A 25,040-nucleotide genomic window follows, 5' to 3' on the forward strand; every position below is an offset into this window, starting at 1 on the left:
CGCCATGTGGCGCGGAGATCGGCCGAGCACCGACGGTGGGTCCTGAAGCTCGCCATGCACGTCCAGGGCTCACGGGCCACAGACGGTAGGACCGGCTGCGGGGGGATGAGGTTTCCGCATGACGAACAGCCGTCTCGGAGAAGTAGTGAATGTTTCAAGCAGGCGAATTCCCAGCACAGCCGCCAACCGCTCTGCCATTCGCCTTTCGTTTCGTCGAGGCACTCCGGGCAGTAACGAATGTGACCGGACTGTCCCCAGAGGGCTGTCGCGATCTGCGACAGGTCAGGTGCGACACGAAGAGCACGAAGATGGTAGCTCTGCATCGTCATTTCGTGCAGTCGACCTTCTGGAATTCGAAGAGCGTGGGACAAACCGGTTGCGAACTCTTCTGGTAGGCCTACTCCAAAAGTAAGCGAGTCGCGATCAACCTCCCGCTTCGTCAGGCCAAGGTAGTACAGCAAGTCGCGACGGCTCGTGTCGTGCAGATGAGCAAGCCTGTCAATGTAGCTGTCGATCAGTTCCCGGTATCCGGGTTCCGGCCTCGCCGCAAGTGGCCGCACCGACTTCATACTAAACGGCCCTCCCGCCTAGAGGGGGCGTGTAACGTTCCGTTGCTGACCAGTCACGATGAACTTGGAGGAGTAAGGGTTCCGTGAGGTCTTCGATACCCGTCCTGATGGCACGTTCCGCTGCCAGGCGAACGATGAGCCAAATGCTCCCCAAGAAGCCTCCTGATAGGTCGAAAAGTAGGTCGCGACGCGCCACGAAAGCGTCACGGTCGAACTCCGATAGCGCCATCCGGACAGCTATGGACGCCACGGCCTTTCTCCACTGAGGTGTACCTTTCTGGAACCGATTCATTTTGTAGGGGACGAAGCGGTGCTTTAGTTGACCGTCGTAGTCCACGGTTTCTACGCCTTCTTCCATGAGGCGAGCCCGCTTGCGGTCGTCAGCGCTGACGAGCACGAGGGTCACCTTCGACCGGGACATCAAGTACTTGAGATGCAGACTTGTCGCGTCGGTATTGCCCCATCGATTAGCAAGTGAATGTGCGTCGTCGATTAGTAGTACCTCAGTTCCGCACTTCTCCATGAGGCGGATGGCGTTTATGGCATACTCTGCCGACGTCAGACTTCTCGTGGCCGGCGGTCCGGGAAAAAAATGGCTGAGGTCCTGGTTGATGGTTCGCGGTGTGGGTCGCTCCGAGAGGGTCATGCAGGCGAAGGGGACATATACGTTGCCATTCCAGAGGTCGGACCCTGTCTCGTCGACGAGTTCCTGAACTCGATTGCGATAAAAGCCATGAGCCCATTCCATGACCGACGTGGTCTTACCGGTGGATGATTCAGCGTCGACCCAGAAACCCAGTCGCTGGCCGGCCATGTCGCGGTTCGTGTTCACGTGACTGTTTAGAGCGTCTACGAGACGGTTGTGCTCGTCGGTCAGCATGAAAGGAGGGTTCGCGTGCCATGCGTTGCGGGCCCGTAGGTCGGCGCGTTTTTCGCGATCTGAGAGCCGCTCCAACGCGGAACGGCTGTGGATCTGTGGCATGGCGCGCGGCGGTGCCAAGGCATTTTCTTCAAAGCCCTCGCGAGTAAAGGGTCCGGGGGCGCCCCCTGGACTCACCATGTCTCCTCCGCGTCCCAGTCGAACTCCGATTCCACGCCTTCAAGCTCAGCGGGGGCCTGCCCGGTTACATTCACGACGCCACCTTTGGGGGATACGTCGGGGCGGAACTTTTCGTCGTGGCTGAGACCCCGCATGAGGCTCTTCCAACCGGGAATCTTGTGCTCTGCGTCAACGGCGGAAATGATTCGATTAACCCCGTTTGCGACAACTTGGTCCCTCGCCCCGCGAGCAAGGCGCGGAGGCGAGGCGGAATTAATGGCGGCCGTCCGAATGGCGGTCTCGATAGCAAAAGGACGGGACCAGTCGGGAGCCGACAAATCGACCAGTTCATGAATGCGCCCCGATTCCGGCTCTTGGAAGAAGATCACGTCAGGGCGTGCGATGTTATGGAAGAAGGGCCAAAGGCCCTTGGCGCCTGCAAGGCTGCTCTTCCTGTTAGCGTACTCAGGGACAATTTTTCCTCGATACACCCGCCCGCCGTACTCGACGCGATAGTGATTGATGGATCGCATAAACGTGGGTAGCAGTTGCACGGCGAGATCTCTGACGCCAAGAAGGAGAGGGACGCCGGCGTCTTCGAATCCCTCGGCAAGTTTTTCCAGCGGCGACCAAGGCAGTCCTGGATCACCAAATCCTTTGACGCCTCGGTGATCTGCGCAGTGGTACACGGTGGCCACTACCTCTCGGATGATCCGGTTCAGAAGTTCGAGGGGGTAGATGGCATTCTTCTCTGCCCTCTTCCCATGAGCACCTGGCCTATTTCCCTTGTAGCCCTGAAGGCGTTCAAGGAGCAGGGTCCGGATGGATCGAAAGAACCGCTCGACATGAGCTTTGTCGCTTCCCTTCAACTTGCGTCCATATTGGATGCTGATGCCAGCTAATCGAGCGATTCGACGCATCTGAATCGACGTGTAGACCTTGCCGTTGTCGGCCACAATCGTCACCGGGCGAATCGTCGATAGAGTGCTCCCTTCCCAGTCGATGAGAAGGACTGACGGAGCCCCAACGCCCGGCAGATTGACGTTGTTGGTTGAGTCCCAGGAGGTGCGCTCAGGCCGTAACATTTCGTGGAACAGTTCGGCGATGTCTATGCCCTTCGTAGAAAAGGGGCTTAGGCGGATTGCGATTATGGCTCGCGAGAAAAGGTCCATTGCTACAGTAAGTTCGACTCGGTGCCACACAGTTGGTCCGTAGGGGCTGCGTGCGTGGACATCGAGGACTGTCGAATCAACCAGCACGTATTCACCGGGATAGGTGGCCTCGACATGGCCGTAGTCGAGCCCGAAGCGGGTGGCGTTGCCGTCTTCAGCCTTGACGTCGAGCCGGAACGTTCCGAGGGGCGCAAGCACCTGCTTCGCCACCTCGTTGACCGCGGTTCGAGAAGGCCAGTGCAGACCCTCATCGGTAGCCAAGGACTCGACCCTCTCCAGGAGGAGCTTTTTGGTCAGGCGTGATTGCCCCGATTTTTGCATCGCAATAGCGGCTCTCTTCACAAGTCGCCGGAGTGCTCTATCGACAACTGGATACTGCACGCCGCCCTTCGGCGGAGTTTCGCCCATCATGCCCCAGCCGTCATCCTTAGCCTTCGCGGCGTTGCGATTCCACGCCTGGCGAGGCTTCACGCCCATCATTGGGGCCACAACTGGTATCCGATGCGTGATATTGGACGCTTCGACGTGGACCTGGCTGAGGTGTTCGCGATCTTCGTCATTAAGGCTTGGCGGGATGTCACCCGTCTCAGCCCAGTCGAGTAGGTCACGCACCCGAGTTAACTTTCGGACGGCTTCTGGTCCGTGGAGGTCGAAGATGGCTTTCGCCCCGAAAGGCTCCATGAATTCTTCAACTTGCGGAAAGTAGTAGCGGCCATCGAGGTTGGTATCAACTTCTGTCCTGGCGACCTCGGTGAAACTTCCATCGGACATGCGAATGCCGAAGCGGTCCCGGTGGCTTTCGACGATGACGCCGCCGGCGTCGTCGATCCTGATCTGCGTTCCGATGCTGGTGTCAGTCATCTCAACCGCCAATGGGCCCGAGGACCGTGTCCAGACAGAGCCGCTGCTCCAGCTCCACCTCGAATCGGCGGTGCCAGATCAGGAACTCGATCGCGTAGCGCACGAACATGCTCGGGCATCCGGCGGAGTTCATCTTGGTTTCGAGATCGCCGTAAGTGTCACCTTCGTTCCAAAGCTTATCGGCAGCCTGCACAGTGGGCTCGTGCACGATGCCCGGAAGGCGAACTCGTGAAAGCCGTCGAAGGTTATGCCGTCGTACGAGCGACGGCTCGTGCCACATCGCGTGCCCGATCCCAATGTCTTCCATCGCGTCAGCGAAGCGCGCCATCGCCGACCGGACGTCCGATGTGAAGGCACTTCGCTCCTTAACGTCGAACGTCGAAAAAGTTCCGTCGATGTCAAGACCGAAGAAATCTGGCACGTGCCAAGAGTGCGTGACGTCGTTATACCGGTAATCGAACGGCTGGGACACAAGGCCGACAAAGCGATGCGAGTACTCAGCCTCAAGAACGCAGATAGCCTCAACGTTCGACTCGCGCCAGAGGAGGTTGCCGTCGATACCACTAAAAACGTATCCGGTGATGTTCCTCTGCCCCGGGAAGTTGGGGGACTCACGCGCAGGAGTCGAATGCAAGATTGCGCCGGCGTCAAGTTCATGAGGCAAGGCGATGGTCGCAACGCCTTCTGCATCGATGAACCGAGCGTAGGCCTGCCCGAAAAGTATTCGTTTATCTTCGGATGTGTTCGCGCGCGGCTTACGCATTCGGCCCACGGCTCTCAAGTTTTCGCGTCGCCAACCGGACGCTCATGCTGGCAAGCCTCTCAGCTCGGGCTGGCCTAACCCGGTCGTACCGCGAGCAGCCAACCACCAGCACAGTGGACGGCGCTAAAACTTTGCCAGGCCTGGAGCTCAGGACGCCGTGCATGCCGAGAAGAGCCGTAAGGAACCCACGCCAGAGACGCCCGATGTCCATCAGACCTCCCGTGAGTAAAGGGCGCCGGTGCGCTCGATCGGCGACCGGCGCCCTACATTCCGCCGGGGAAGTTGGCAGGAACGGGTGGCACCGCAAGCTGGTCGCATGGAACTCGCGGGCACGGATTCAGGTTAGGCATGAAGATCCATGCCGTCAACGTATGTGACACATTAAATTTGCGTGTGCTGTAGCAGCCGGGAAAAAGCTCGCAAAAATGTCGGGAGAGGTGGGTAGCATCGGAGCACGACGAATGCCGGTCGAGGTGGTCCTCAATCGGTCTCGGATAGATCTTTTCGCTTATCGAGTCGGCCTGAGTTGCGACCTCAAGCCGAACGTCTCCTTTGGCAGAGTCCAGTTTGCCACGCCCGAAAGTGCGTGACGAAGCATCTCATCTGCCTCACGGAGCCCACCATGCCCAAGTCGCGTCGTCTTCCCACCGCCGAAGACAAGGATCTGCTCGACGATCTCAAGGCCACCATCACTGCTATCGAGAACTACGACTCTTTGCGATCTAGACGCCAGAGGCTCATCTTGGAGGCAAACCGACGAGGCCTGTCAGCCCGGACCCTCGCCGAGGTGGTCGACCGACCGGAGGGCACGCTCATCAACTGGGTCACTCAGGCCAGAGCGGACGAAGCCGACCAGAAGTAGGGCCCTGGCGTCTCAGCGCCCCAATTTCCGAGGTCCGTTGCGCGATGCGATCAAAGTGTTGATGGTTTCGCCCGTTGGCGCTTGAACCTAAAACTAGGCCCGATTGCCTGGTGGACCCGAACTATAGATTTATAGATCCATGCGTCGTTAGGCGTTCTGCGAGCGGCGTCACGATCCAGCAAGCCAGGCCCATGCGAGGTCTTTCAGGTTAAGGACACCAATGTTGCCCGCCTTGGTGTCGCGGTCCAGAGAGTAGACGTGTCGTCCGTCGGCTAGATGGCCTTCGGCACGTTCATGCATGTGCCCGTGAAACAAAACCTTCGGGCGGACTTCGTTCCAGAGAGTGGTGACGAGAGCGCGACTGCGATGTGAGGCCTCTAGGCCGCGCTGGGAGAATTGCTGGCGGTTGGGGCATGCGATGACATCATCCACTTTCGAGCTGCCACCGTTGACCGCCTCGTGAGTGAGCATCACGTCGGCCGTCCCGCCACGGGCCGCGCGCTCAGCTTCGACTAGTGATGGCGCCTCTTCGGGCCACCAGTCCTTGCCTGAGACCCGAGCATCTTGGTCTGGGGATGCGGCACCACCAAAGGACAAAAACGTTCGCTCCTGCATCTTGAAGCGGTAGCCGCGCGGAAGGAACGCGATACTCTCGGCCCCAGGCAAAGGGTAGGGATCGAAGGGGTATGTGGCGAAACGGGGGCCGAGTTGCGCCCAGTTGTCATGGTTACCGGGCGTGACAAGGATTCGCTCGATTGCAAAATCGGCCATGAGGTCTAGTAGGGACTTCTTGTAAGCGACCCAAGGACGGTTTGCGCCTAGGTTGAAGTCACCCAGGTGTAGGACCGTCTTCACGTCTGGCGCCTCACGGTGTAAACGGCTTAGAGAAGTGCGGACCCCTGCACGGTTGCTATGCCAGTCGCCAGCGATAGCTACACGCTTCTCGTTGGACAAAGTGAGATCCGCATTCATTTCAGTATCACTTTCTCCTATAGCTGCTATGTGGAGACTTGGAAGCCAAGCATCAGGGTTGCATCTAGTGATGACTCCACGGCTTAAGTAGACTAGACCGGTCCCTCTGAAACGTGGCTAATAAGAGACTGCCGAATGGCACTCGAACCAAATTCTGCCCTTCACGACCTGGCATCACGACGGCAAGATGTCGTGCTCGGGTGCAGCTGGCCCGAAAGGGACGCCAGTTCGTAGTCGTGCTGGACCAAACACACTACGGCGCTGTTGAGTCTGTCTTCCCGGCGTCGTTACAGTCCACCGGCCGTCCGGCCGGCCACACGGACGGCCGCATCGTCTCGGCCCGTCCATGTCACTCAGGACGGAGTCGACGACTATGTCGTCTCCAGTGGCGATGGCGTTGGTTCGCAGCGCCCTGGCGAGGTAGGACGATTCCTCGTGCACCAGGGACGCAAGCTCCAGCGGGTAGAACTTCTCCCCCGCCTCCTGGCGCTCCCGGATCTCGTTCGGGATGAGGAAGTCGTTGTAGCTTCCGTCGGCTTGCGCCTCGTGCAGCAGGGACCGTTTGAACTCGTCGGCATCGATGACGAGGTACTCGCCGCGGTGGTCCCCGAGGACCTCTTTCAGGACCGTGCTTTTGCCGGCGCCGGGTGGGCCCGCGAGCACAATCGCTTGCTTCTCTTGGAGGAGATCCGGTGTGACCGATCGCACCTCATCAATAAGGCGCGTGTGTAGCCTCCGCCTCGCCGGAGTGACGTCTCCGTCGATCCACCATCGGGGGTTGTTGACGGTGGCGGACGGGGCACCGGCGGCGAGGGCTTGCCCGGGTTTGGACAGCTCGCGAACAGTGTCCATGTGCCGGACAACCTCGTCCGGCGTCAGCGGTTCGGCCAAGACCTATCCGAGCCCGTGGCGGAGGTTGAAAACCTCTTCGTAGATGGCATCGTCGATCAGGCCCAATCGGGCTGCGTCATCGACCTCGGACCAGGCACCAGGCGGGTCGACGATGAGAGTGTCGTACCCGTCAGTCGTACCGCCCTTGACGTACGGGAAGCGGGCGAGCTCGTCGACCAGTTGCTCCCTCGTCAGGAACCCGGCGGCATAGCGGCGGCAGATCTCTTCCGGGGTCGCGCCGGAGAAATTCTCGATCGGCATCGACAGGTTCTGGGCAGTCTTCAGTGCGCTCGAGACCGACGGCTGGGCGATGCCGAGGAACTTCGAGATCTCGCGCTGGCTGTACCGCTTGGACAGGAGCACCAGCTCTCGCCGGTAATCCAGCTCGTCGATGTCCTTTCGGAGCCGCGCCCGAACGGCCGGCTGCGCATCAATGGGAATGTCCATGAGTGTCACGTGAACCACCTCCTATAGAGCATTCTATCGCGTGTCGATCCTGGAGGCCAGGGGCCCGGTGATCAGGTTCGGTGCTGCTTCCAGCATTGGCAGTTGCGATGATCGAACGCCGCCCGGTAGAGCCGGTCGGCCTCGTGATTGAGATGCGCGACTTCGTTCGTGTGAGCGGTGGATTGCAGCTCGTAGCCGGTGATGAAACCCGCGTCGTAGATCCGCTGTTCGGCCGGAGTCAGCTCCCACGGATGCACGTCGTCCGTCGGGTCATCTAAGACGGGCGGCGCATCGGCGTCGGTGGGTGGGGGCACCTCTTCTTCAGCCCATCCTCCCCAGTCCATGACCTACTCCCCCTGCGTCTCATTGTCGGCACCACCGCCGGCGATGACACGGGCGATGTGGTCGGGGCGAAGCCCTGACCAGTGGTCGTGCTCTGACACGACCACGACGGGGGCGCCGGTGTAGCCGAGGTCGTCTTTGACGTACGTCAAGGCGCCAGGGTTATCGGTGACATCGACGACTTTGACCTCGAGCCCTGCGGCCTCGAACTTCTCGATCGTCTTGGTGCACGCGAAGCACTGCGGCTCTTTGTAAACGGTGATCATGGCGGTACCCCCTTCGTTCATTCTGGTGCAGCGGTCAATCAGCGGGGCCGAAGGCGTCGGACCAGCACGTCGGGTGAATGCCCGTGCGGATCAGCTCACGCTCCGGGGCGGGCCGGTTCGGCATGGCGTCCTGGATGGCCTCCCCCTCAGTGAACAGCCGGTACTCGGCGCGGGTCAGCTCGACGGTGCTCGTCTCCTGGCAAACATGCACGCCGGGGTGACGTGCGTGACGGCTACGTCGTCGGCTGTCCACGCGAGGCCGACGGCCTTGGCGGGGCCGTCGCCGAGTCCGCCGAACACGGCGCGGTGCTCGCCCTCGTGCCCGAGGGGCCGGGTGCACTGCCACCCAGGGATGCTCTCGGGTGCGGCTTCGCATTCCATCTGGCGGTGGTCGAGGTTTGCGTCGGGGGCTGCGGGGTCGATCCGGCGTGCGTTGAGCGTGCTGGGGCGTCGGTAGGTGATGTGCATGGCGGGCCTCACTTGGTCCGGGCGGGGGTCAGGTCCCGCTCGTAGAGGGCGAGGTGAGCGGCCTGGTGGACGTCCATCCAGTCGCTGTAGCCGTGCCCGGCGATCTGCACCTCGTCTCCCGGGCGGATGAGGTTCCCGGCCCCCTTGAGCAGGTTCCCGTCCTCGTCGCACACCCGGACGTAGGGGATGCTGCTGTCGGTCTCGATCACCCGCTGGGCTTCGAGGTGTCCCGCTGCCGTGAAGGTACGGGCCGTGAGGATGCCGTCACACCCGTAGACGACCTCCTCGGGCATGGCGGCGCCCTGACCGGCGATCAGCACGCTGCCCTGGTGGTCGTAGCTATCGGTCATGCCGTTGAACTTCCGGCCCTCGAATCGGCCGGCGATCTCGTCGACCTGGCCGGTCGTGGGGCCGTCGGCCCAGCTGACATTCATCCACGCGGACGCGGTGCCGGTGCTGCACCGGACAGTGAACTTGACGCCGGGGAACGCCGCTCGAAGCTCCGTGCGGAGCAGCTTCGCAACGTCTTTGGTGGGGATCATGGTGCTCATGGGGTCTTGTCTCCTGTCGTGGGGTCTGCTTGGCTGGATGGAGCGGGACGGACCCATTTCGGTTGGGTCCGTCTCGCTTCTGTGTGCCCGCTAGTGGTCGCGTATGAGGGTGTCGACGAACGTCGTGTGGTCGGTCCCGCCGATCGCTGCTGTGTGGCTGAGGGTCCAGCCGTTGCGAGCGTGCCCGGCGAGGTCGTTGTCGCGCTCCCCCAACTTCCGGAGCTGGCGCTGGAGGCCCTCCTCCTGAACGACGGGGACGACGGTGGTGACGGTCGTGATCTGCTGAGCCATGTGCTCTCTCCTTCTCTTCCTCGTTTCTTTGCCGTGAAGGCGGTTTCCGCCTTAGCAACAGGAGGGCGCAGTGCAACCCGACGGGCGGCAGGGGAGAGAATTCCGGCGCGAAATAAGGGAGCGCAGCGACCGCGTGCCGGCAATCTCGGAGGAGCCGGTGGCGTAGCCACTTGAACGCAGACCCGGAGGTGGCTACGAGGGAGCGCAGCGACCGAGCCGCCGAAGGCTTCACGACAAAACAACGGCCCGCCAGGGCCTAGACAGGGTCGACGCGACGCGGCGACTCCGATGGGAGCGCAGCGACCTCGAGCGCAGCCCGCCGCGCGGTAAATTTCCACCGTGGTGGATGATGAATACCCCCTGGCGTACCCCGAGCTGCCCCAGGTCGCAGGAGACACGGCCCTGTTCGACAGCGGTGAAGGCCGTTTTGTCATCGCATGCGTCGGCGCTGACGTGTGGAGCGTTCGGCGAATGCGCGATCCGCTCTATCTCGGTGAGCTCCGCCGTGTAGGCGCCCTCTTCGACTACAAGGCAAAAGCGGGCACCGTCCCCATATCCATGTGAGGGCTGACTCTTCAGACCTGGGCCCGCAACCTCTGACAGCACCTGCCCGCACCCCTTGTGCTCACAGATTCTGGCGGATCTAGCCGAAACACGCGGCACAAATGTGGTATTCGAAATCAAATAGTCGTACTCTGGCGTTATGCCGGTTCCCATCTCTGACACTGCTGACACTCCCCGCCGCCTGCTGCGCGACGTCGTCTTCGACAAGATGCTCGCCGCCATCGTCGACGGCACGCTCGAGCCCGGTGAGCGCCTGAACGATGACGAGCTGACCAAGTGGCTCGGGGTCTCCCGCACGCCGGTGCGCGAGGCGATCGCGCAGCTGCACGCGTACGGCCTCGTCGAGATCGAGGCCAACCGATACACCCGCGTCGCGAGCCGCGACGACGTCCTCTACGCCGAGGCGGCACAGTTCCTCGCCGGCCTGCACCTCCTCGCCCGCGAGTGGGGCATCGCCAACCTCGACGCCAGCACCCGGAAGTCAGTGACGAAGGCTCTCGCAGTCGCGATCAAGCAGCTCGTGGCGCACGACGTCGCCGGGGTGGCTGCCCTGCTCGACACTCAGGGTGCCCTCGCGGCCGCCTCGGGAAACGCCCTGTTGGCTGGGACTGAGGAGCCGTTGCGGGTCCGGGTGAAGTTCCTCAGCCCGATCGAGCCCAATGGATACGACTGGGATGCGCTTCTTTCGGTTGCCCGTGAGCTGAACGGCATCCTCCAGGGCGCCTGACCTCCCTATCCACTGGCGGGCCGAGATGGGCATTCGGGCGCCAGGACGCATAGTGTTCCCCGGGTCGAAGGCGTTCTTTCGTCTTCATTGGCCGGTGTTGCTTGCATCCCTGCCCGTGAAGCTCAACTGCAACAACATCGGCACGAGGGGCATGGTCCGCGACATCGTCGCAGGCCATGCCCCTCATCTTTTTCCCCGACATTCGCAAAACGGCCAGCCGTGTCCCATGTGCATTAGCGAGAAACCCCAGATGACAAAGCTTGTCTAGATCCTCTAGTCATAATTTGCTGATCAGGCAGGGTTCCCTTACTTGCTGCGTGGGTATTGCCGAACTTATGTTCGAGAAGCCGGGCGCTCCTACCGTCTGGCGGCTGCACCTCTGTCGCTGAGCTTCACGGGCAGGGATGACGGAGGTGCGGCCCACCCGCGCCACCGTTCCTTTAGGTGCGTCGCCTGTGCCGGAACGGATATCTATACGTGCAACCCGAGCACCCCTCGCCCAGGAGTGATGAAACGGCAACCACCTACGTCAAGTGGGTCGACCGGAACGGCTACTACGAGGCCCACGAGCACAGAACAGCTGTGCAGCTGCGGCATCGACAAAACACTGGCGGCGAGCTGGTGAGTTTCGATGTCACCGCGGTCACGCCCTGGTCCTCCGTGACCGGCCCCTCGGCGACGGAGTTCACCTTTCAGATTCCTGGCATGCGCCCGGTGACGGTAATCGCCCCGGCGATCGCCGCAACGGCCCTGCTGTCCTCCCTCAAGCGGATAAGTACCCGCAGCCCCGAGGGAAGCGCCTGCAGCAATCACCAGCGCTAGCTTGGCAAGGCTCGCGGGATCACCCGATGCGGCCCTTTCGGGCGCGAACGGTGTGGCCACGCGCTCACGCGTGTGCTCAGTGGGTGCCTGGTTCACTGGCGAAGAGTGTCCCGGGGGTGTTCGCCGAAGCGTGCGAAATACGCGGCCGAGAACCGTCCGAGGTTCCTGAAGCCCCATCGTCGGGCGATATCAGCAACGAAGGCGCTTCCGGGTTCTGCGTCCTGAAGGTCCAGACGAACCCGATCCAGGCGGACGTTCCTGACGTAGAGACTCGGGGTCGAGCCGAGATACTCGTGCATCTGCTGCTGCAGGGTCCGAGGGTGCATATCGGCGGCCTGCGCGATCTCGGCCGATGTCAACGATTGTTCGACGTACGTGTGGACGTACTCAGCCGCCAGACGCAGTTTTCGGGTGTACTCGGTTCGGAGGCTCGCCGGCACGTTCACGGCACGCCAGGGAAATAGGTCGAGAACTGCGTTCGCGAGATCCGTCTGCGCTTGAACACGAGCATCCGGGGTGGAGCTCGGGCTCACGATCACCGGTGTCACGCGACCCAACGTCTGTGACCACCCTGCCAAGGCACCATCGGTGGGCACGGCGGTGTAGTCGAAGACGAGTCGTTGCGGAGGGCCGCCGTGGCGGGCGGCTGCGACACTTTCGAAGAAGTCCGAGCCGAATTGCGCGATCCCGTGCCGGTGTGGGGTCATTGTGAACGAGTACGACGTTTCAGTCGGTGTCAGAAAGGGTCGTCCGCCGACGCTTGACAGTTGCCCCTGGGGGTAGTCGATCGTGACCCCTCCCACGGGAAACCACGACACGACGTAGTCACGCGACCAGGGGATCACGCCTTGGAGGTGACCGGTGAACGTGCCCGTCTGCAGATTCAGCCGGGCGTCGCCGGCGGCGGCGAATCGGAACGAGAACGGGTCTGCGCCGAGGCGGGCGCGGAACTGCCGCCCCTCAAGGGCCGCCTCGAGCTGGGCCGTCGCATTATCGATGTCGGCACCTGACCATGCTTGACGGTTGAACGAATTCTCCGGCAGGGACGGGGGTTCATCAGTGATACCGCCGAACCTCGCCTGGGGGTCGTTCTGTGTCCTGTACGTGCTGGGCATCGCCGCTCCCGATCCTCCTTGTCTCCACCACACGGTGGTAGCGCGTGGTCACGTAGATCAGACGGGCCAAGGCGGGTGATCGTCACGAATGCGGAGAACAAGGTCTTACTCACGCTCCCTCATCCGGAGCCGGAAGTCCCGACCCCAGAGTGAGTGTCACCCTTAGCGGACCACCCTCTCGAGCCTCCGACATCAAAGGCTGACCGGCCTCCGCGAACTGAAGTGCGAGACCGCATCCGACAGACCCGGGGCGCAAGACCCGGTAGGGCATGCTGAGCTGGACGTCAATCCCCGAACACCCTCGCTGCTGGTCGGCAGTATTGCCTGATGGAGCGAGTGACGATGAGTGTCAATGGATTTCACTACATGCTCGCTCAGAACCAGGATCCGGCGCTCGTCAAAGCCGAAATCGCGGCGGCCGCCCGCGACGGAGCCAAGTTCGTCACCGTCTCGGTCTTCGGCCGAAAGTCCGTCGACGTCCTCGTCACACCGAGTGTCACAATCACCTTCGAGACTGAGACGACCCACTTCGACTCCGAAGAAGACGAGGACCGGTCCACACTCTCCGCATCGCCCGACTTCGATCACTACCACCCCGAATACTGACCCCGAGGATCTAAAGCGAAGTGCATCGCCAGCCAGGAAGCTGCCGTGGTCGCTGACCTGCGCAACCCGTAATGGCCGTAGGCACATCTACACATCCTGAAGACACGGCCAGTGATAGTGACGTGCGCCGAGCTCCGTCGAGGTGCACTGTGGAGGGATGAGGGGGCGGAACCCCTTCGTGTCACAACGGAGGTGGGACGCCGGCGCCGGGGAACCGAAGGGACGGGGAGGTGCCTTTTTCGGTTAGGCCCTCCCCTCCCCCGGTTCTAGCTCTCGTCCGTGGCGGTCTCGTCGTAGTCGTCGCCCTCGGTGTCGAACGGGTCGACGTCGCTCACGCCTGCGGTGTCGTCCGCGGCGGTTCCGCGGATGCTCTAGGCCCGGGCCGCGGTCTGGGCGGCGTCGGCCTTGCCGCCGTCGACGACGATCTGCTCGACCTCGGACAGAGCGTAACCCCATGCCGCCAACTGCTCGAAGTAGAGCTCGTCACGCTCGGACGGGTTGCGCCAGGTGCCCTTGCTCGTGCTGGCCTCGATACCGCCGAGGGTGACCGCGACGGCCACGTGCAGCGCCTTCGCTGGGTGCGCAGTGGCGTACTCCTCGATAGCGGTCTGCTTCCAGTAGGAGGCCGTGGCCTCCACGCCGAGGAGCGTCGCGGCGAGGGTGTTGCTCTCCCCCAGCGCGTGCCCGATGGGCTGGCGGTGGCGCGTGAGCGCCACGGCGACCCAGTGCTGGCCGTCCTTCGGCATCGTCTTACGCGACACGAACTCGGTCAGCCACTCGCGGCGGACGACCTCAGCTGAGGCCCACGCCTTCTTGTTGGCAATCAGGGTCTTTCACTCGGCCTTCTGCTCGTCGGTCATGGGACCGGCGGCACCGGCGCCGCTGCTGCGGTCGCGCCAGCCCTGGGCCTTCATCTCGGCCCGGGTGATGTAGGACTCCGCGTGCGCGTCGGTCGAGCCGTAGGCGGACCCGACGAACACGGCGCGGCCCTCGACAGCGGCCACGGCCTCATCGGTCACCGGGTTGCCCTCGGCGTCGGTGAGATACGAGGTGCGGACGTGCTCGGTCTCGTAGTAGCCGGGGCTGCGGTCAAGGACCGTCCACCCCTTACCGGCCAACTCCTCGGTGAATGCTGCGACGGAGGCCGCGCGGGCGCGGTCGTCACGCGCACGCTGCACCGAGTGGGGGAACTGAGCTGGCCTCTGGCGAGCCTCGGCGGAAAGCTCCGCCAACACATCGGCGTCGTCCTCGAACTCGATGAGCACAGCGGCCTGATCGAGGGTCAGCTCGTAGAGGTCCGCCGACTCGGCGACCGCTGCGCTGTCGGCGACGGCGAGGCCCTTCTTCACCTCGGCCGCCTTGGTGCCGGTGCGACACCCAATGGTGGCAGCGCTCATCCTGTCGAACGACAGCTGCTTGAACGCGGCGACGCGCTCGGACTGCTTCACGCCCTGGCGCTGATCGTTCTCGACCAGCTGCTCGATGATCCGCGTTGCCGTGTCGTCGTCCCCCATGACGATGTAGGCGGGGATCGTGGCGACGCCTGCCTCGCGGGCGGCGAGGGTGCGACGCTGACCCGCCCGGACGTGGACGCGTCCCTGGTCGTCCCGACGCGCGAGGATCGGCACGAGGACGCCGTTCGCTTTGATCGACGCGACGAAATCTTTGTCGATCGTCACGTCGAGTCGCACGTTCTCCTCGACCTCGATGGTGGTCGGGTCGACGTGCTCGATGGTGCCTGCGTTAGTGGTTGTCATGTTCTTCTCTTCCTCTCGTTTTTTTGCCGTGAAGGCGGTTCCATCGCCTAGCGACCGGAGGGCAGCGCGCAACCCCGAAGGGGCGGGGACGAGAGAAGTTCGGCGCGAAGTAAGGGAGCGCAGCGACCGCGTGCCGAAGTTCTCGGGGGATAGGCCGCGCAGCGGCTTTCGCGGGGTCAGCCGGTTGCTACGAGGGAGCGCAGCGACCGAGCCACCGAAGGCTTCACGGCAAAACAACGAGCCCGTCAGGGCAACACAGCGCCGCGCAGCGGCACCCCCGGGGAGCGAAGCGACCTCGAGCGCAGCGAGTGCCCTGGGTCCTTGATTTCCCGCGGGATTCAGGGGCGTGGGGCGCGTGTAATTTGTCGCGCTCCTCCCCCGGAATGAGGACCGCCCCGCGCACGTGGTGAGGATGCGCGGGGCGGCGTGGCCGCCTGCGATGAAGGCAAGGCCTCAGAGGTCTGATCCTCTGGTGCCCTGGACGATAGCCGAACGAACGAGACCCCGGCCAGGGGGCCGTCAAGGCGTCAGAGACAGCCGCCGGGCAGAGAGGGGCCCCGGGTGCGGAGGGGGGTGCACACCGGGGCCAGGGGCCAAGTGGGGGGACTTGGCCTGGATCGAGCGTAACCGCCCGGCCGCTGGTGAGTCCTTGAGCCGCGCCTATAGCGGCCAGGCGTCGGGTTCGGGTGTGCTGCGGGCGATCAGGGCGCGGATCTCACGGCCTGCCGGATCTGCCAGATGCCCTGCCCGCCCGGAATCGGCGGGACCGCGTAAGGGTGCTCGTAGGGGCGCCGGCGCAGCACGGCGGCCACCTGCTCCCCTGATCCTCGAACTCCCATGAGCTGGACGGTAGAATCAGCCACCGACACGGCCCGGGGTGAGGCCTCCGCGCAGAGTCTCGATCTGGATAGTGGTCGGCCCTAGGGTGTGGCCATGTCGACAACCGCGGCACCTCCGTCGTCGCCGGGTTCCCCGACTCGACGCTCGGTGTGGACGCTGATGGGCTCCTCTCGGCCTTCGGGACTATCGAGGCGATGACACATCGGTCGACGTGCCCGTGCAGCTCCTGTAGCGGGTGGCTTCGCCAGCGTCGGCAGGCTCGGAAGCGACACGTTCGGCACGAGGTGCAAGCTCGGACTAGACGTCGCTGGAAGGGTCGACACGGCTGATGTCGAAGCGAATTTTCTTTGGCACTTTCCCTGTGACCAAGACCGCCAGGGAACCGTTGCCGGAGAGCCGGGCGGTGACGAAGTCGGCCTTGGTGCGGGCCGCGGTGATGTCTCGCTGGATGCGTTCTGGATCTTCGTCCTCGGCCAAAAGATAGAGGTTTCCATCAACAGTCATGGTGTATTGGTTCATGGCTCGTAGTGCTCTTCGAGCAAACATCGAGCGCGCCCCTGGACGTTGTTAGAGGCCCGGACCCCGCCGCGGGCCAGGCACCCGAATGCCGGCACAACGGCGGCGGGGTCTGGGCCTACCCGAATCCTGATCCAAACTCGAGTCCTCGAACCGTAATACGACACCAACCCGACGTCTACCGAATGGAACTCTGGGGCCTCGTTCATGACGAGAAGGCGAAACGCCTCATGTCCACAAATCGAACTCACTAGCGCGCAACCGCTGGCACCGGCGTAGCGTTCACCCCTGCTTCCCCGGGGCCCTAGCCCTGACCACCCATCGAGCATGTGAAGCGTGCTCGGGAGGCAGGGTGCCCTTCTGGCCCGAACCGGAAGGGCGCCACACCCTTCATTCGAGGTCGAACAAGAACCCTGCGACCAACCTCGCAACCGCGTACCTTCTCGGGCACGTCGGGAGGCCGCAGGCCCACCGACATCGGGGTACAAGGATTCGGGTCCTCGTACTTCTTGGTGGGGCCGCCGCGCAGGGGTGCGCGATGCCGGCCCCGCCTCCCCTGGAATGACACAGCCGCCGCGACGCGGATCAGGTGCGTCGCGGCAGCCGGCCGAGGCGGGACGCCGCGGGTCTCAGATAACGACTGTCCCTGCACGTAAACCATCGCGCGTGCCAAACCCCATTAAGGGGGCCTAGACGTCGCCCTGTCGAGGGTCAAGCAAATGTCTGTTCACGATTCGGCGAAGCTCGCACCTGCCCGAGCACGATGAAAGCGCCAAAACCGCCCCAAGCCTTAGGGAAACTTGGGGCGGCTGTTGCCGGCGTGTACGCCAGTTTTTCTCCAACTTCACGCGGTGCTCATGAAGGCTTCGACGCGTGAGCTCGAAGCAAGTCGGGATAGGCGACCCGAATCGGTCCACCCCATCGCGTTACCAACGCGCTTGCCTAGACACAGTTCACATCAGTGACGCATCCCATGCATCCCCCATTCGAGATCTACTCGCATTTCAGCCAGCGCACACCATGAGAGGTATCGGCTAGGCGCTGTCTAGCCAAAGGTCAACCCTTGGACTCTTCGGACGTCAGTTGGCACCCTGGTCTGATGGACCAAATCACAATGAGTGTGAACGGCGCCCTCTACGTGCTGACACCTGGGCAAGACCTCGAACAGATCAAACGCGACGTCGCTGCCGCTGCCCGTGACGGAGCGGACTTCGCCACCGTGTCGATCTTCGGTAACCGCACTCTGAGTGTTTTGGTGGCGCCCGGCGTGCAGATCACCCTGCAGTCCGAGACCGTCGACATCGACCACCGAAGCGACGAGGATCTCATCGCCCCGTTCGAGACCTCAAATTTTGATGATTACCATCCCTGGTACTGACTCGGAGAGCCAGCGAGCAGCTGACATCGACGCCGGAGTCTTCCAGGCCGTCCGTGACTGTCTCGAGGGCATCGAGAACGACGACGGAACGTCGACGTGGAGCGATCACGTGACACGCCTCCGTGAACGGCTCCACGGGCCAGGTTGCTCTCCGCCGTCCTGAGCGGGTCGGCGGGGTGAGAGCGCAGGCTGGGGAAGCGAAGGCACCCGCCTCGTGGCACGACCGAGCTGGAGGAGCACGCATGAGCGACACCAAGCGACCGGCCACACCTGCCAACCCCGACACGGTCGATCCCGACCACGGTACCGAGCCCGACGGAACACCCGTCGAGAACCCCTCGGGCTAAACAAAGGGGACGCCCTTCCCGCCGAGGAAGGGCGTCCAACTCCCGGCCCGCGACTGTCTACCCGCGGGATCGATCCTCTAGCGGGTACCCGCGCTCAGGAATTGTCAGCCTTACGGGCCTTCTTCGCTAGCCTGTCCCGCTCTCGGATGAGCGAGTCGACAGTCCCCGCGTCCAAGGCGTCGATGAACGGGTTGATCTGACCTGTGCGCTGTTCCACCACGGCGGTATACGCCGCAGTCGCCTTACGAAGCTCCACAGCAGCACGTGCCACCTTCTTCGGCGGTACCGGCTTCAAACCAGACAGCTGAGCGTGCTCCTCAACCGCCTGGATGAGATCTTTCGCGGCTGTGTCGATCTTCTTCGTCATGAGATCTTGATACCCCTTTCAGGTAAACGGGACGAGCATGCAAGCCCTAGCGCGGTGCCCTGATCGATCCGAGCGGAGCTACCGCAACAAAGCGACGGCAACGAGGCCCACGCTGATCGCACCAGTAACAGCCAGCCCCACCCATGCGACTGCGCTCGTTGTCCCCGAACTCCCCTGCACGTCATCGCGTTTACGTCGCCCACGAGGCACGGAGGCTCCACTCATCCGGATGCGGCAACAGCTTGCACACGAAAGCGGCATCGGCTGGCCGGATATGGCCACTTAGCCATCGTTCCAATGGAGACCAGGCCTGTGCTTGACGCACCTCCGGCGAGGCGCCAGCTGCCGTAACCAAATGACAGTCACGTCCTACCGAGTCGGCGGCCCGTTCGATGACCCAACAACTGCCGTTCAGGCCATCGACAGACTGCACGACATCCTCCGGCACCTGATCTACCGGCCGTTGCACTCCGGGGAACACCACGACGCCGACGGCACCCTCCGGCTCACCGCTCCCACGATGCTCTGGGGCGGCTACGTCCGCCTCGCGTTCGACGAGATCCGCCCAGCCGGCGCCGGCTCCCCGCAGGTCGCCCGCCGCCTCCGCGCAGCACTGCTCGACCTCCTCAGCATCGCCCCACCCGACCGCACAGGACCCCTTGAAGAACAACTCGCTCTCCTGACCGAGCTCTCGACCGCCCGGGCAGCGACTGTCTCCGACGCTCGAGTCGCTCAGATACCCGACCCCTCAGGCATCGGCTCAGCCGCCGACCTCGTCACCCCCGCCTCGAACGCCCGGCCCGACGAAGAAAAGACAGCAAAGTCACGAGACGAGGACTGAGCGTCACCTGTTTCGGCACACCAACTTTCACCAGGGACGAGGCCCCACCCGGTATTAGGCGCTGGGCTGGCATGCGACTAGGTTGCGAGAGCAGCCCAGACCTTGCTACCCAGGTGGGGTTCTCGGATTTGCTCAGGTTCCCCGCCAAGGATCGGCTATCAAACACCCGCGTCGAGCTGGCCGTTCATGGCACCTAGCCGAGAAGGACGACGAATTTCGAAGCGTCGTCGCGACTGATTGTCCGCCTGGCGCACTGGTCCCGTCACGGGACCCATCCTCTGCCCGCGACGAGTACGAAGAGTCGTGGAAGGCCGCGCCAGCGGTCCGGAAAGGCAAGAACTCATGTCTGAGATCACCGCCCACCACGGGCTCTTCAAGAACACCGACCTCCACGTCGACGACACCGGTGGAACGGGACGCACCGTCGTCCTCATCCACGGCTGGCCTCTCTCGGGCGAGTCGTGGAGCAAGCAGGTGCCCGCGTTCGTCGAGGCCGGCTACCGGGTCGTGACCTACGACCGTCGGGGCTTCGGCCGGAGCGACAAGCCCAAGACCGGATACGACTACGACCACCTCACGGAGGACCTCCACACGGTCCTCACCGAGCTCGACCTGAACGACGTCACCCTCGTCGGCTTCTCGATGGGTGGCGGCGAGGTCGCCCGCTACTTCACGAAGTACGGAACGGAGCGTCTGCACAGCGTCGTCTTCGCCTCGGCCGTCCCGCCGTACCTGATGAAGACCGACGACAACCCGGACGGCCCTCTGACCAAGGAGGCGGCCGCCGACATGACCGCGGGCCTCACGAAGGACGAAGACTCGTTCTACGACGAGTTCACCACCGGCTTCTTCTCGGTCGACGGCGTGCTGAAGGTGTCGGAGGCCGACCGTCAGGACGCGCTCCGTCTCGCCAAGCAGGCCGACAAGACCGCGGCCCTCGAGGCCATGGCCTCGTTCGCGAACACCGACTTCCGCGACGACCTGACCCGGGTCACCGTGCCGACGCTGGTCATCCACGGCGACGGTGACGCGACCGTCCCCTACGAGGGCTCCGGTGCGCGGACGCACGCCGCGATCGCCGGTTCCGAGCTGCACGTCATCGCCGGCGCTCCGCACGGTGCGAACGTGAGCGACGCCGACGAGTTCAACCGCGTCGTCCTCGCGTTCCTCGCGAAGTAGGACCAGGACGCGGACTCCGAGAGCGCGGCCCCGGCTAGACAGCCAGAGCCGCGCTCTCCTGCCGTTGAACCAGCTGGCCGATCCCAGCATCAGTCCGCGGTGACAGCACGAGGAGGCGGGGATGCTGGGATCCAGGGACAGGCGGACTCTCCTTCGTGCGTGAGCATTCTCCTACGGTCGATTCAGCGGCCCCAGAAGGGACGGCACGAACCTAGGAGCACGTCACGTGGACATCGCCGGAAACACCATCCTCATTACCGGAGGCACCTCGGGCATCGGCCTCGGCCTGGCCCTGCGACTGACGGAAGCGGGCAACAAGGTCATCATCGCGGGACGGCGCACAGAACTACTGGACGCGATCACGGCCGAGCACCCCGCCATCTCCGCCATCGAGCTCGACGTCACCGACCCGGACTCCATCGCCCGGGCGCGCACGAATCTCGAGATCAGCCACCCCGACCTGAACATCCTGGTCAACAACGCCGGCACCCAACTCCGAGAGGATCCCCTCGACCCGTCCGACATACGGCTCGCGGAGCAGCAGATCGCCACGAACCTCCTCGGACCGATCCGAACCTCGTACGCCTTCACCTCCCTACTCGCCGGCAGGAAGGGCGCGGCCATCGTCAACGTCACCTCGGCCCTCGCTTTCGTCCCGTTCCCCGCGACCCCGACCTACAGCGCGACGAAGGCGGCGCTGCATTCGTTCACGGAGAGCCAGAGGATCCGACTCGCCGACACGGGCATCCAGGTCGTCGAGATCGTGCCATCGGGCGTGCGCACGGACCTGCTGGGCCAGAAGAACAACCCTGACGCCATGCCGCTCGAGGACTTCCTCGACCAGGTCATGACCCAGTGGCGAGAGGACCCCGACGCCCACGAGCTGGTCGTCGAACCCGCCCGGGGGATCCGCAATGCGACGGCCGACGGAACCTACGACGGTCTCCTCGCCATGTTCAGCACACTCTGACGGCATCCGCCGGTCCCCGCTCCCGAACGGGAGACCGGCGGTCTCTGGCTGAGACACGCCCCGCGCCCCATGATGAGGGCATGGACAAACGCCTCCTCGCCGAATTCCTGAGATCACGGCGCGAGCTGCTGCAGCCGCGAGATGTAGGCCTCTCAGTCGGACCGCGGAGGCGTGCACCCGGCCTCCGACGGGAGGAGCTCGCTCAACTCGCCGGCATCTCCACGGACTGCTACGCGCGCCTCGAACAGCAGCGAGCACCCACCCCCTCGACGCAGGTCGCCACATCCCTGGCCCGCGCCCTCCGCCTGACGCTCGACGAGCGCGACCATCTCTTCGCCCTCATCGGCCACAACGCGCCCAGCCGCTTCGACCGAACCGACCACGTCAGCCCCGCGCTCATGAGCGTGCTCGACGGACTCCACGAGATCCCCTGCCTCGTCCAGAACGATCTGCACGACACGCTAGCGATGAACTCCCTCGCCGAGACCCTGCTCGGCGACGAAACCACCCACACCGGTCTCGCCCGCAGCGGGTTCTACCGCTGGTTCACCGATCCCACCGAAAGACGCCTCTACCCACCGGAAGCACACGAGATACACGGACGATTCCTCGTCGCCCGCCTCCGGATGGCGACCACGACCGGAAGCGACACCGCCCGAGCCGAACACCTCGCCGCCGAGCTCTCCCATTTGAGCGTGGAGTTCGTCCGCCTGTGGAACTTCCACGAGGTGGCGCTCCGCTACGACGACTGCAAGGTCCTGCTCCACCCCGAACTCGGCAGGATCGAGATCGACGCCCAGATGCTCTTCACCGAGAACCGCTCCCAGACCCTCCTCGTTCTCAACCCCAGCCCAGGAAGCGACAGCCGCAGCAAACTCGATCTCCTCACCGTCATCGGCCGGCAGGACCTCGGACTCCCCATCACCCCGGAATGACCACCGCCGACCGATCCCCCACCACCCACCGTCGAAGGACCCCAGCATGCACATCCCCGCGAACGCTGCTCGAGAGATACCCACCCCGGACGGGACGATCTGGAAGTACTCCGTCAACGACGCGGTCGGCATCTCGTACCAGACCCTCACCGCAGACACCCCTGCAACCGGCCGGCACCTGAACCGGGAAGTCCACGAGATCTACTTCATCATCGAAGGCAACGCCACATTCACAGTCGGTGACGAAGAGCACGAAGTCGGTGAACGGGACATCGTCGTCGTCGAACCCCTGGCCGCACATTCCATCAAGACCACGGGGCTGACCTACATGACCATCACCCGGCCGGACTGGCACTACGAGCAGTACGAACTCATCGACGACGAGTGACACCCACCGTCCCACCGGTCAGCACTCGAAGCGCGACCGGGAACCTTCGCGGTCGACGTTCGAGGGGTAGGCGCTGCGCGTCGTGGCCGCCATCTCGTCGAGGATCCGGTCACGTCTCCCCGACCGGCGCTCCTCGCTCAGCTGTCCGCCGACATCAGCCGCGGATCGAGGCCGTACTGGTCAGGCGCGCCCAGGTTCTCCCGCAGCGTGCTTCCCTCATAGTCGTCGTGGTACAGGCCGCGCGCCTGCAGGATCGGAACGACCTCGTCGACGAAGGTGTCTATGCCGTCCTCGTTGACGTCGATCGAGATCCAGAAACCGTCGCAGGCGCCTGCCTCGAACCACTCCTGCAGATGGTCAGCGGTGACGGAGGCCGGCCCGACCGGGGTCGGGTGGTAGTCGATGACCCCGTGCGCGAGGACATCGCGAATCGTCCATCCTTCGCTAGCCACCTCGAGCGCACGGACCGACCTCGGGTCGTAAGGGTTGGGACGCGCTGAGGCGAGTTGCTCCGCTGTGAGAGGCAGGTCGAGCTGTTCGAGGGTCAGGGGAACCGGCAGGCTGAGCATCGCACTGAGATACGGCACTCGGTCGGCGACGGTCAGCTCGCCCAGCGCCACCCGACGGTCAAGAGCCTCGCGTTTCGTGGCGGCGATCGCAGGCATCACACCGGCGAAGAACTTCACCTCGTCGGGGTTCCGTCCCGCCCGGCGCGCAGCCTCTCTTAGGGCCTCGCGCTGCTCTCTGGCGTCGTCAATCGTGAAGACGGCACCGACGACGCCACTGGCGTACCGCCCCGCGATCTCCGCCCCGTTCGCTCCCCCGCCGGCTGAGAAGATCACGGGCTGACCCTGCTCGGAGGGAGGAAGGGGCAGCGGCCCCCGCGAGGCGACGTACTCGCCCCGCAGGTTAATCGGCCGGATCTTCGCGTTGTCGGCGAAGCGACCGCTGGCCGTGTCTTTCAGCCATGCGCCCTGTTCCCAGCTGCCCCAGAGCGCCTGAACGATCTGGATCGTCTCATGGGCGCGCTGATACCTCTCGGGACGCGGGGCGATCGTCTTGCCGTAGTTCGCAGCGGCGGCGGGATCGCTCGTGGTGACTGCGTTCCACCCGGCTCGGCCGTGACTCATGATGTCGAGGGCTTTGAATTGCCGGGCGAGATTGAACGGCTCCATGAAGGTGGTGGAGCCGGTTGCGACGAGCCCGATACGCGACGTCTCACGGGCGATGGCGGCGAGGGTCAGCATCGGGTCGAGCGTGATCATGAGCGATTCGCGACTGAGGTCGCGCTGTTCACCGAGGAAATCGGGGAGAAACAAGAACGCGAACTTGCCCCGCTCCGCGGCCTGGGCATAGCGCACCTGGGCGTCGAAGCTCGTGTAGTTCGCCGGATCCACACCGGGGGCACGCCAGGCCGAGGTCTGCGACCCGTAACCGTTGCCCAAGTGCATTCCGAGGATCATCTGCTTACCGGTGGTCATGCGTCTCCTTCGGTTCGACGGTCGGGGTCCCCGCCGCGCTGCAGCAGGGATTCGCGCGAGCGGGCGACCACGTCCTCGTCGACGGGCGGAAGTGGCAGTTTGCCGGCGGAGGGGCGAAGACCAGCGAGGTGGATCGCCGCGTGCCGCCGCCAGGCCTCAGGCGCATGGTCTCCGGCGGTCTCGATGATGCCGCGGAGCGCCCAGAAGAGCAGGTCCAGGTCGGTCACCGAGGCGTCAGCACGGATGGTCCCCTGGGTGGCGGCGTCCTCGAGCAGGTCCGCGATCAGGACCCGATACTGCCGGCGCAGGGCGGCGGTGCTCTCATCGCTCCAGATCCTCGCCAGGCAGCCCCGGTTCGCCGACTGGACTTCGCCGAGCGCGTAGACGAACTGCTCGAGTCCGCGGCCCTCCCGAACCGTCTTCGCTGTGCTTGCGAGAGTGATGACCTGCTTCATGAACTCGTGTACGAGTTCCGCGATCAGTGCATCTTTCGTGGGGAACCGCCGGTACAGCGTGCCGACCCCCACTCCCGCCATCTGGGCGATCTCCTCGACTCCGGCGTCGAGCCCGTGGTCCGCGAAGACTTCACGTGCGGCGTCGAGGAGACGCTGGCGATTCTTCGCCGCGTCGCGGCGTAGAGCTCGGGGCTCGACGTGCTCGTGTTCGCCGCCGGCGCTGGTCTGAGTGGTCATCTCTGCTCCCTGGCGGGTGAT

Annotated in this window: 29 protein-coding genes and 1 pseudogene; 11 read left to right on the top strand and 19 right to left on the bottom strand. The window is 63.9% G+C overall.

What is annotated here, in order from left to right:
- Nucleotides 1-149 precede the first annotated feature (149 nt).
- From ASF89_RS16255 to ASF89_RS00695, 4 genes and pseudogenes are all read right to left on the bottom strand, one after another.
- Nucleotides 150-569: pseudogene (locus tag ASF89_RS16255) on the bottom strand (TniQ family protein); the annotation flags it as partial.
- 1 nt (nt 570) lies between these two features.
- On the bottom strand, nt 571-1,449 hold the full coding sequence (locus tag ASF89_RS15230; protein ID WP_162240671.1) for a TniB family NTP-binding protein: 879 nt from the start codon (nt 1,447-1,449) through the stop codon (nt 571-573).
- A 173-nt stretch (nt 1,450-1,622) separates the two neighbouring features.
- Nucleotides 1,623-3,641: a DDE-type integrase/transposase/recombinase gene (locus ASF89_RS15235; RefSeq protein ID WP_082489684.1), complete on the bottom strand. Its 2,019-nt coding sequence runs from the start codon at nt 3,639-3,641 to the stop codon at nt 1,623-1,625.
- Nucleotide 3,642: 1 nt separating this feature from the next.
- Complete coding sequence (locus ASF89_RS00695; RefSeq protein WP_156463273.1) at nt 3,643-4,404, bottom strand: hypothetical protein; 762 nt, start codon at nt 4,402-4,404, stop codon at nt 3,643-3,645.
- Nucleotides 4,405-4,990: 586 nt separating this feature from the next.
- On the opposite strand from ASF89_RS00695, the gene ASF89_RS00700 reads away from it, so the two are divergent.
- Nucleotides 4,991-5,266 (top strand): hypothetical protein, encoded by a 276-nt coding sequence (locus tag ASF89_RS00700; protein WP_055811175.1) that lies wholly within the window; start codon nt 4,991-4,993, stop codon nt 5,264-5,266.
- Nucleotides 5,267-5,434: 168 nt separating this feature from the next.
- Here the strand turns inward: ASF89_RS00700 and ASF89_RS15240 are convergent, their stop codons facing one another.
- The 8 genes from ASF89_RS15240 to ASF89_RS00730 all read right to left on the bottom strand — a co-directional run bounded on the left by ASF89_RS15240 (nt 5,435) and on the right by ASF89_RS00730 (nt 9,494).
- Nucleotides 5,435-6,238, bottom strand: coding sequence for a metallophosphoesterase (locus tag ASF89_RS15240; RefSeq protein ID WP_082489685.1), 804 nt, complete (start codon nt 6,236-6,238; stop codon nt 5,435-5,437).
- 174 nt (nt 6,239-6,412) lie between these two features.
- Nucleotides 6,413-7,129, bottom strand: a complete 717-nt coding sequence (locus ASF89_RS15245; protein WP_162240673.1) for a zeta toxin family protein — start codon at nt 7,127-7,129, stop codon at nt 6,413-6,415.
- A gap of 3 nt (nt 7,130-7,132) precedes the next feature.
- Nucleotides 7,133-7,585, bottom strand: a complete 453-nt coding sequence (locus tag ASF89_RS00710) for a hypothetical protein (RefSeq protein ID WP_156463275.1) — start codon at nt 7,583-7,585, stop codon at nt 7,133-7,135.
- Between the two features lie 62 nt (nt 7,586-7,647).
- Nucleotides 7,648-7,920, bottom strand: a complete 273-nt coding sequence (locus ASF89_RS00715; RefSeq protein ID WP_156463276.1) for a hypothetical protein — start codon at nt 7,918-7,920, stop codon at nt 7,648-7,650.
- A gap of 3 nt (nt 7,921-7,923) precedes the next feature.
- Entirely contained in the window at nt 7,924-8,184 is a 261-nt protein-coding gene (locus tag ASF89_RS00720) for a glutaredoxin family protein (RefSeq protein ID WP_055811188.1), read from the bottom strand.
- A 174-nt stretch (nt 8,185-8,358) separates the two neighbouring features.
- Nucleotides 8,359-8,652, bottom strand: coding sequence for a hypothetical protein (locus ASF89_RS15545; RefSeq protein ID WP_156463277.1), 294 nt, complete (start codon nt 8,650-8,652; stop codon nt 8,359-8,361).
- A gap of 8 nt (nt 8,653-8,660) precedes the next feature.
- On the bottom strand, nt 8,661-9,203 hold the full coding sequence (locus tag ASF89_RS00725; RefSeq protein ID WP_055811191.1) for an LPD29 domain-containing protein: 543 nt from the start codon (nt 9,201-9,203) through the stop codon (nt 8,661-8,663).
- Between the two features lie 90 nt (nt 9,204-9,293).
- Complete coding sequence (locus ASF89_RS00730) at nt 9,294-9,494, bottom strand: hypothetical protein (protein WP_055811193.1); 201 nt, start codon at nt 9,492-9,494, stop codon at nt 9,294-9,296.
- 339 nt (nt 9,495-9,833) lie between these two features.
- Here ASF89_RS00730 and ASF89_RS00735 point away from each other — a divergent pair, with 339 nt between their 5' ends.
- From ASF89_RS00735 to ASF89_RS15550, 3 genes are all read left to right on the top strand, one after another.
- Nucleotides 9,834-10,058 carry a hypothetical protein gene (locus tag ASF89_RS00735; protein WP_156463278.1) on the top strand — a complete coding sequence of 75 codons (225 nt, stop codon included), beginning with the start codon at nt 9,834-9,836 and terminating at the stop codon, nt 10,056-10,058.
- Nucleotides 10,059-10,197: 139 nt separating this feature from the next.
- A complete protein-coding gene (locus ASF89_RS00740; protein ID WP_055811200.1) occupies nt 10,198-10,785 on the top strand; it encodes a GntR family transcriptional regulator in 588 nt (195 codons plus the stop codon).
- Between the two features lie 477 nt (nt 10,786-11,262).
- The gene (locus ASF89_RS15550; protein WP_156463279.1) at nt 11,263-11,607 is read left to right on the top strand and encodes a hypothetical protein; all 345 of its coding nucleotides are present in this window, start codon (nt 11,263-11,265) and stop codon (nt 11,605-11,607) included.
- A 92-nt stretch (nt 11,608-11,699) separates the two neighbouring features.
- Here ASF89_RS15550 and ASF89_RS00750 read toward each other — a convergent pair whose 3' ends face one another.
- Complete coding sequence (locus ASF89_RS00750; protein ID WP_055811205.1) at nt 11,700-12,722, bottom strand: helix-turn-helix domain-containing protein; 1,023 nt, start codon at nt 12,720-12,722, stop codon at nt 11,700-11,702.
- Nucleotides 12,723-13,088: 366 nt separating this feature from the next.
- On the opposite strand from ASF89_RS00750, the gene ASF89_RS00755 reads away from it, so the two are divergent.
- Nucleotides 13,089-13,328: a hypothetical protein gene (locus tag ASF89_RS00755; protein WP_055811208.1), complete on the top strand. Its 240-nt coding sequence runs from the start codon at nt 13,089-13,091 to the stop codon at nt 13,326-13,328.
- Nucleotides 13,329-13,699: 371 nt separating this feature from the next.
- On the opposite strand, the gene ASF89_RS00760 is transcribed toward ASF89_RS00755, so the two are convergent.
- The 3 genes from ASF89_RS00760 to ASF89_RS00770 all read right to left on the bottom strand — a co-directional run bounded on the left by ASF89_RS00760 (nt 13,700) and on the right by ASF89_RS00770 (nt 16,444).
- Nucleotides 13,700-14,089 (bottom strand): hypothetical protein, encoded by a 390-nt coding sequence (locus tag ASF89_RS00760; RefSeq protein ID WP_156463280.1) that lies wholly within the window; start codon nt 14,087-14,089, stop codon nt 13,700-13,702.
- 72 nt (nt 14,090-14,161) lie between these two features.
- The gene (locus ASF89_RS00765) at nt 14,162-15,085 is read right to left on the bottom strand and encodes a ParB N-terminal domain-containing protein (RefSeq protein WP_055811214.1); all 924 of its coding nucleotides are present in this window, start codon (nt 15,083-15,085) and stop codon (nt 14,162-14,164) included.
- A gap of 1,137 nt (nt 15,086-16,222) precedes the next feature.
- Nucleotides 16,223-16,444 (bottom strand): hypothetical protein, encoded by a 222-nt coding sequence (locus tag ASF89_RS00770; protein ID WP_055801486.1) that lies wholly within the window; start codon nt 16,442-16,444, stop codon nt 16,223-16,225.
- Nucleotides 16,445-17,540: 1,096 nt separating this feature from the next.
- On the opposite strand from ASF89_RS00770, the gene ASF89_RS00775 reads away from it, so the two are divergent.
- Nucleotides 17,541-17,819, top strand: coding sequence for a hypothetical protein (locus ASF89_RS00775; RefSeq protein WP_055811217.1), 279 nt, complete (start codon nt 17,541-17,543; stop codon nt 17,817-17,819).
- A 441-nt stretch (nt 17,820-18,260) separates the two neighbouring features.
- Here ASF89_RS00775 and ASF89_RS00780 read toward each other — a convergent pair whose 3' ends face one another.
- A complete protein-coding gene (locus ASF89_RS00780; RefSeq protein ID WP_055801493.1) occupies nt 18,261-18,533 on the bottom strand; it encodes a hypothetical protein in 273 nt (90 codons plus the stop codon).
- A gap of 355 nt (nt 18,534-18,888) precedes the next feature.
- On the opposite strand from ASF89_RS00780, the gene ASF89_RS00785 reads away from it, so the two are divergent.
- The 5 genes from ASF89_RS00785 to ASF89_RS00805 all read left to right on the top strand — a co-directional run bounded on the left by ASF89_RS00785 (nt 18,889) and on the right by ASF89_RS00805 (nt 22,846).
- On the top strand, nt 18,889-19,374 hold the full coding sequence (locus ASF89_RS00785) for a DUF2254 family protein (RefSeq protein ID WP_055801497.1): 486 nt from the start codon (nt 18,889-18,891) through the stop codon (nt 19,372-19,374).
- A 342-nt stretch (nt 19,375-19,716) separates the two neighbouring features.
- Nucleotides 19,717-20,553, top strand: coding sequence for an alpha/beta fold hydrolase (locus tag ASF89_RS00790; RefSeq protein ID WP_055801500.1), 837 nt, complete (start codon nt 19,717-19,719; stop codon nt 20,551-20,553).
- A 226-nt stretch (nt 20,554-20,779) separates the two neighbouring features.
- Entirely contained in the window at nt 20,780-21,523 is a 744-nt protein-coding gene (locus tag ASF89_RS00795; RefSeq protein ID WP_055801504.1) for an SDR family oxidoreductase, read from the top strand.
- 80 nt (nt 21,524-21,603) lie between these two features.
- Nucleotides 21,604-22,458, top strand: coding sequence for a helix-turn-helix transcriptional regulator (locus ASF89_RS00800; protein ID WP_055811219.1), 855 nt, complete (start codon nt 21,604-21,606; stop codon nt 22,456-22,458).
- A gap of 46 nt (nt 22,459-22,504) precedes the next feature.
- Nucleotides 22,505-22,846, top strand: coding sequence for a cupin domain-containing protein (locus ASF89_RS00805; RefSeq protein WP_055811222.1), 342 nt, complete (start codon nt 22,505-22,507; stop codon nt 22,844-22,846).
- A gap of 137 nt (nt 22,847-22,983) precedes the next feature.
- Here the strand turns inward: ASF89_RS00805 and ASF89_RS00810 are convergent, their stop codons facing one another.
- Both ASF89_RS00810 and ASF89_RS00815 read right to left on the bottom strand, forming a co-directional pair.
- A complete protein-coding gene (locus tag ASF89_RS00810) occupies nt 22,984-24,327 on the bottom strand; it encodes an NtaA/DmoA family FMN-dependent monooxygenase (RefSeq protein WP_055811225.1) in 1,344 nt (447 codons plus the stop codon).
- A complete protein-coding gene (locus tag ASF89_RS00815) occupies nt 24,324-25,019 on the bottom strand; it encodes a TetR/AcrR family transcriptional regulator (RefSeq protein ID WP_055801516.1) in 696 nt (231 codons plus the stop codon). Before ASF89_RS00815 ends, ASF89_RS00810 begins: the two co-directional genes overlap by 4 nt.
- Nucleotides 25,020-25,040 lie beyond the last annotated feature (21 nt).

The sequence above is a fragment of the Frigoribacterium sp. Leaf172 genome, assembly GCF_001424285.1.
Lineage (GTDB): Bacteria > Actinomycetota > Actinomycetes > Actinomycetales > Microbacteriaceae > Frigoribacterium.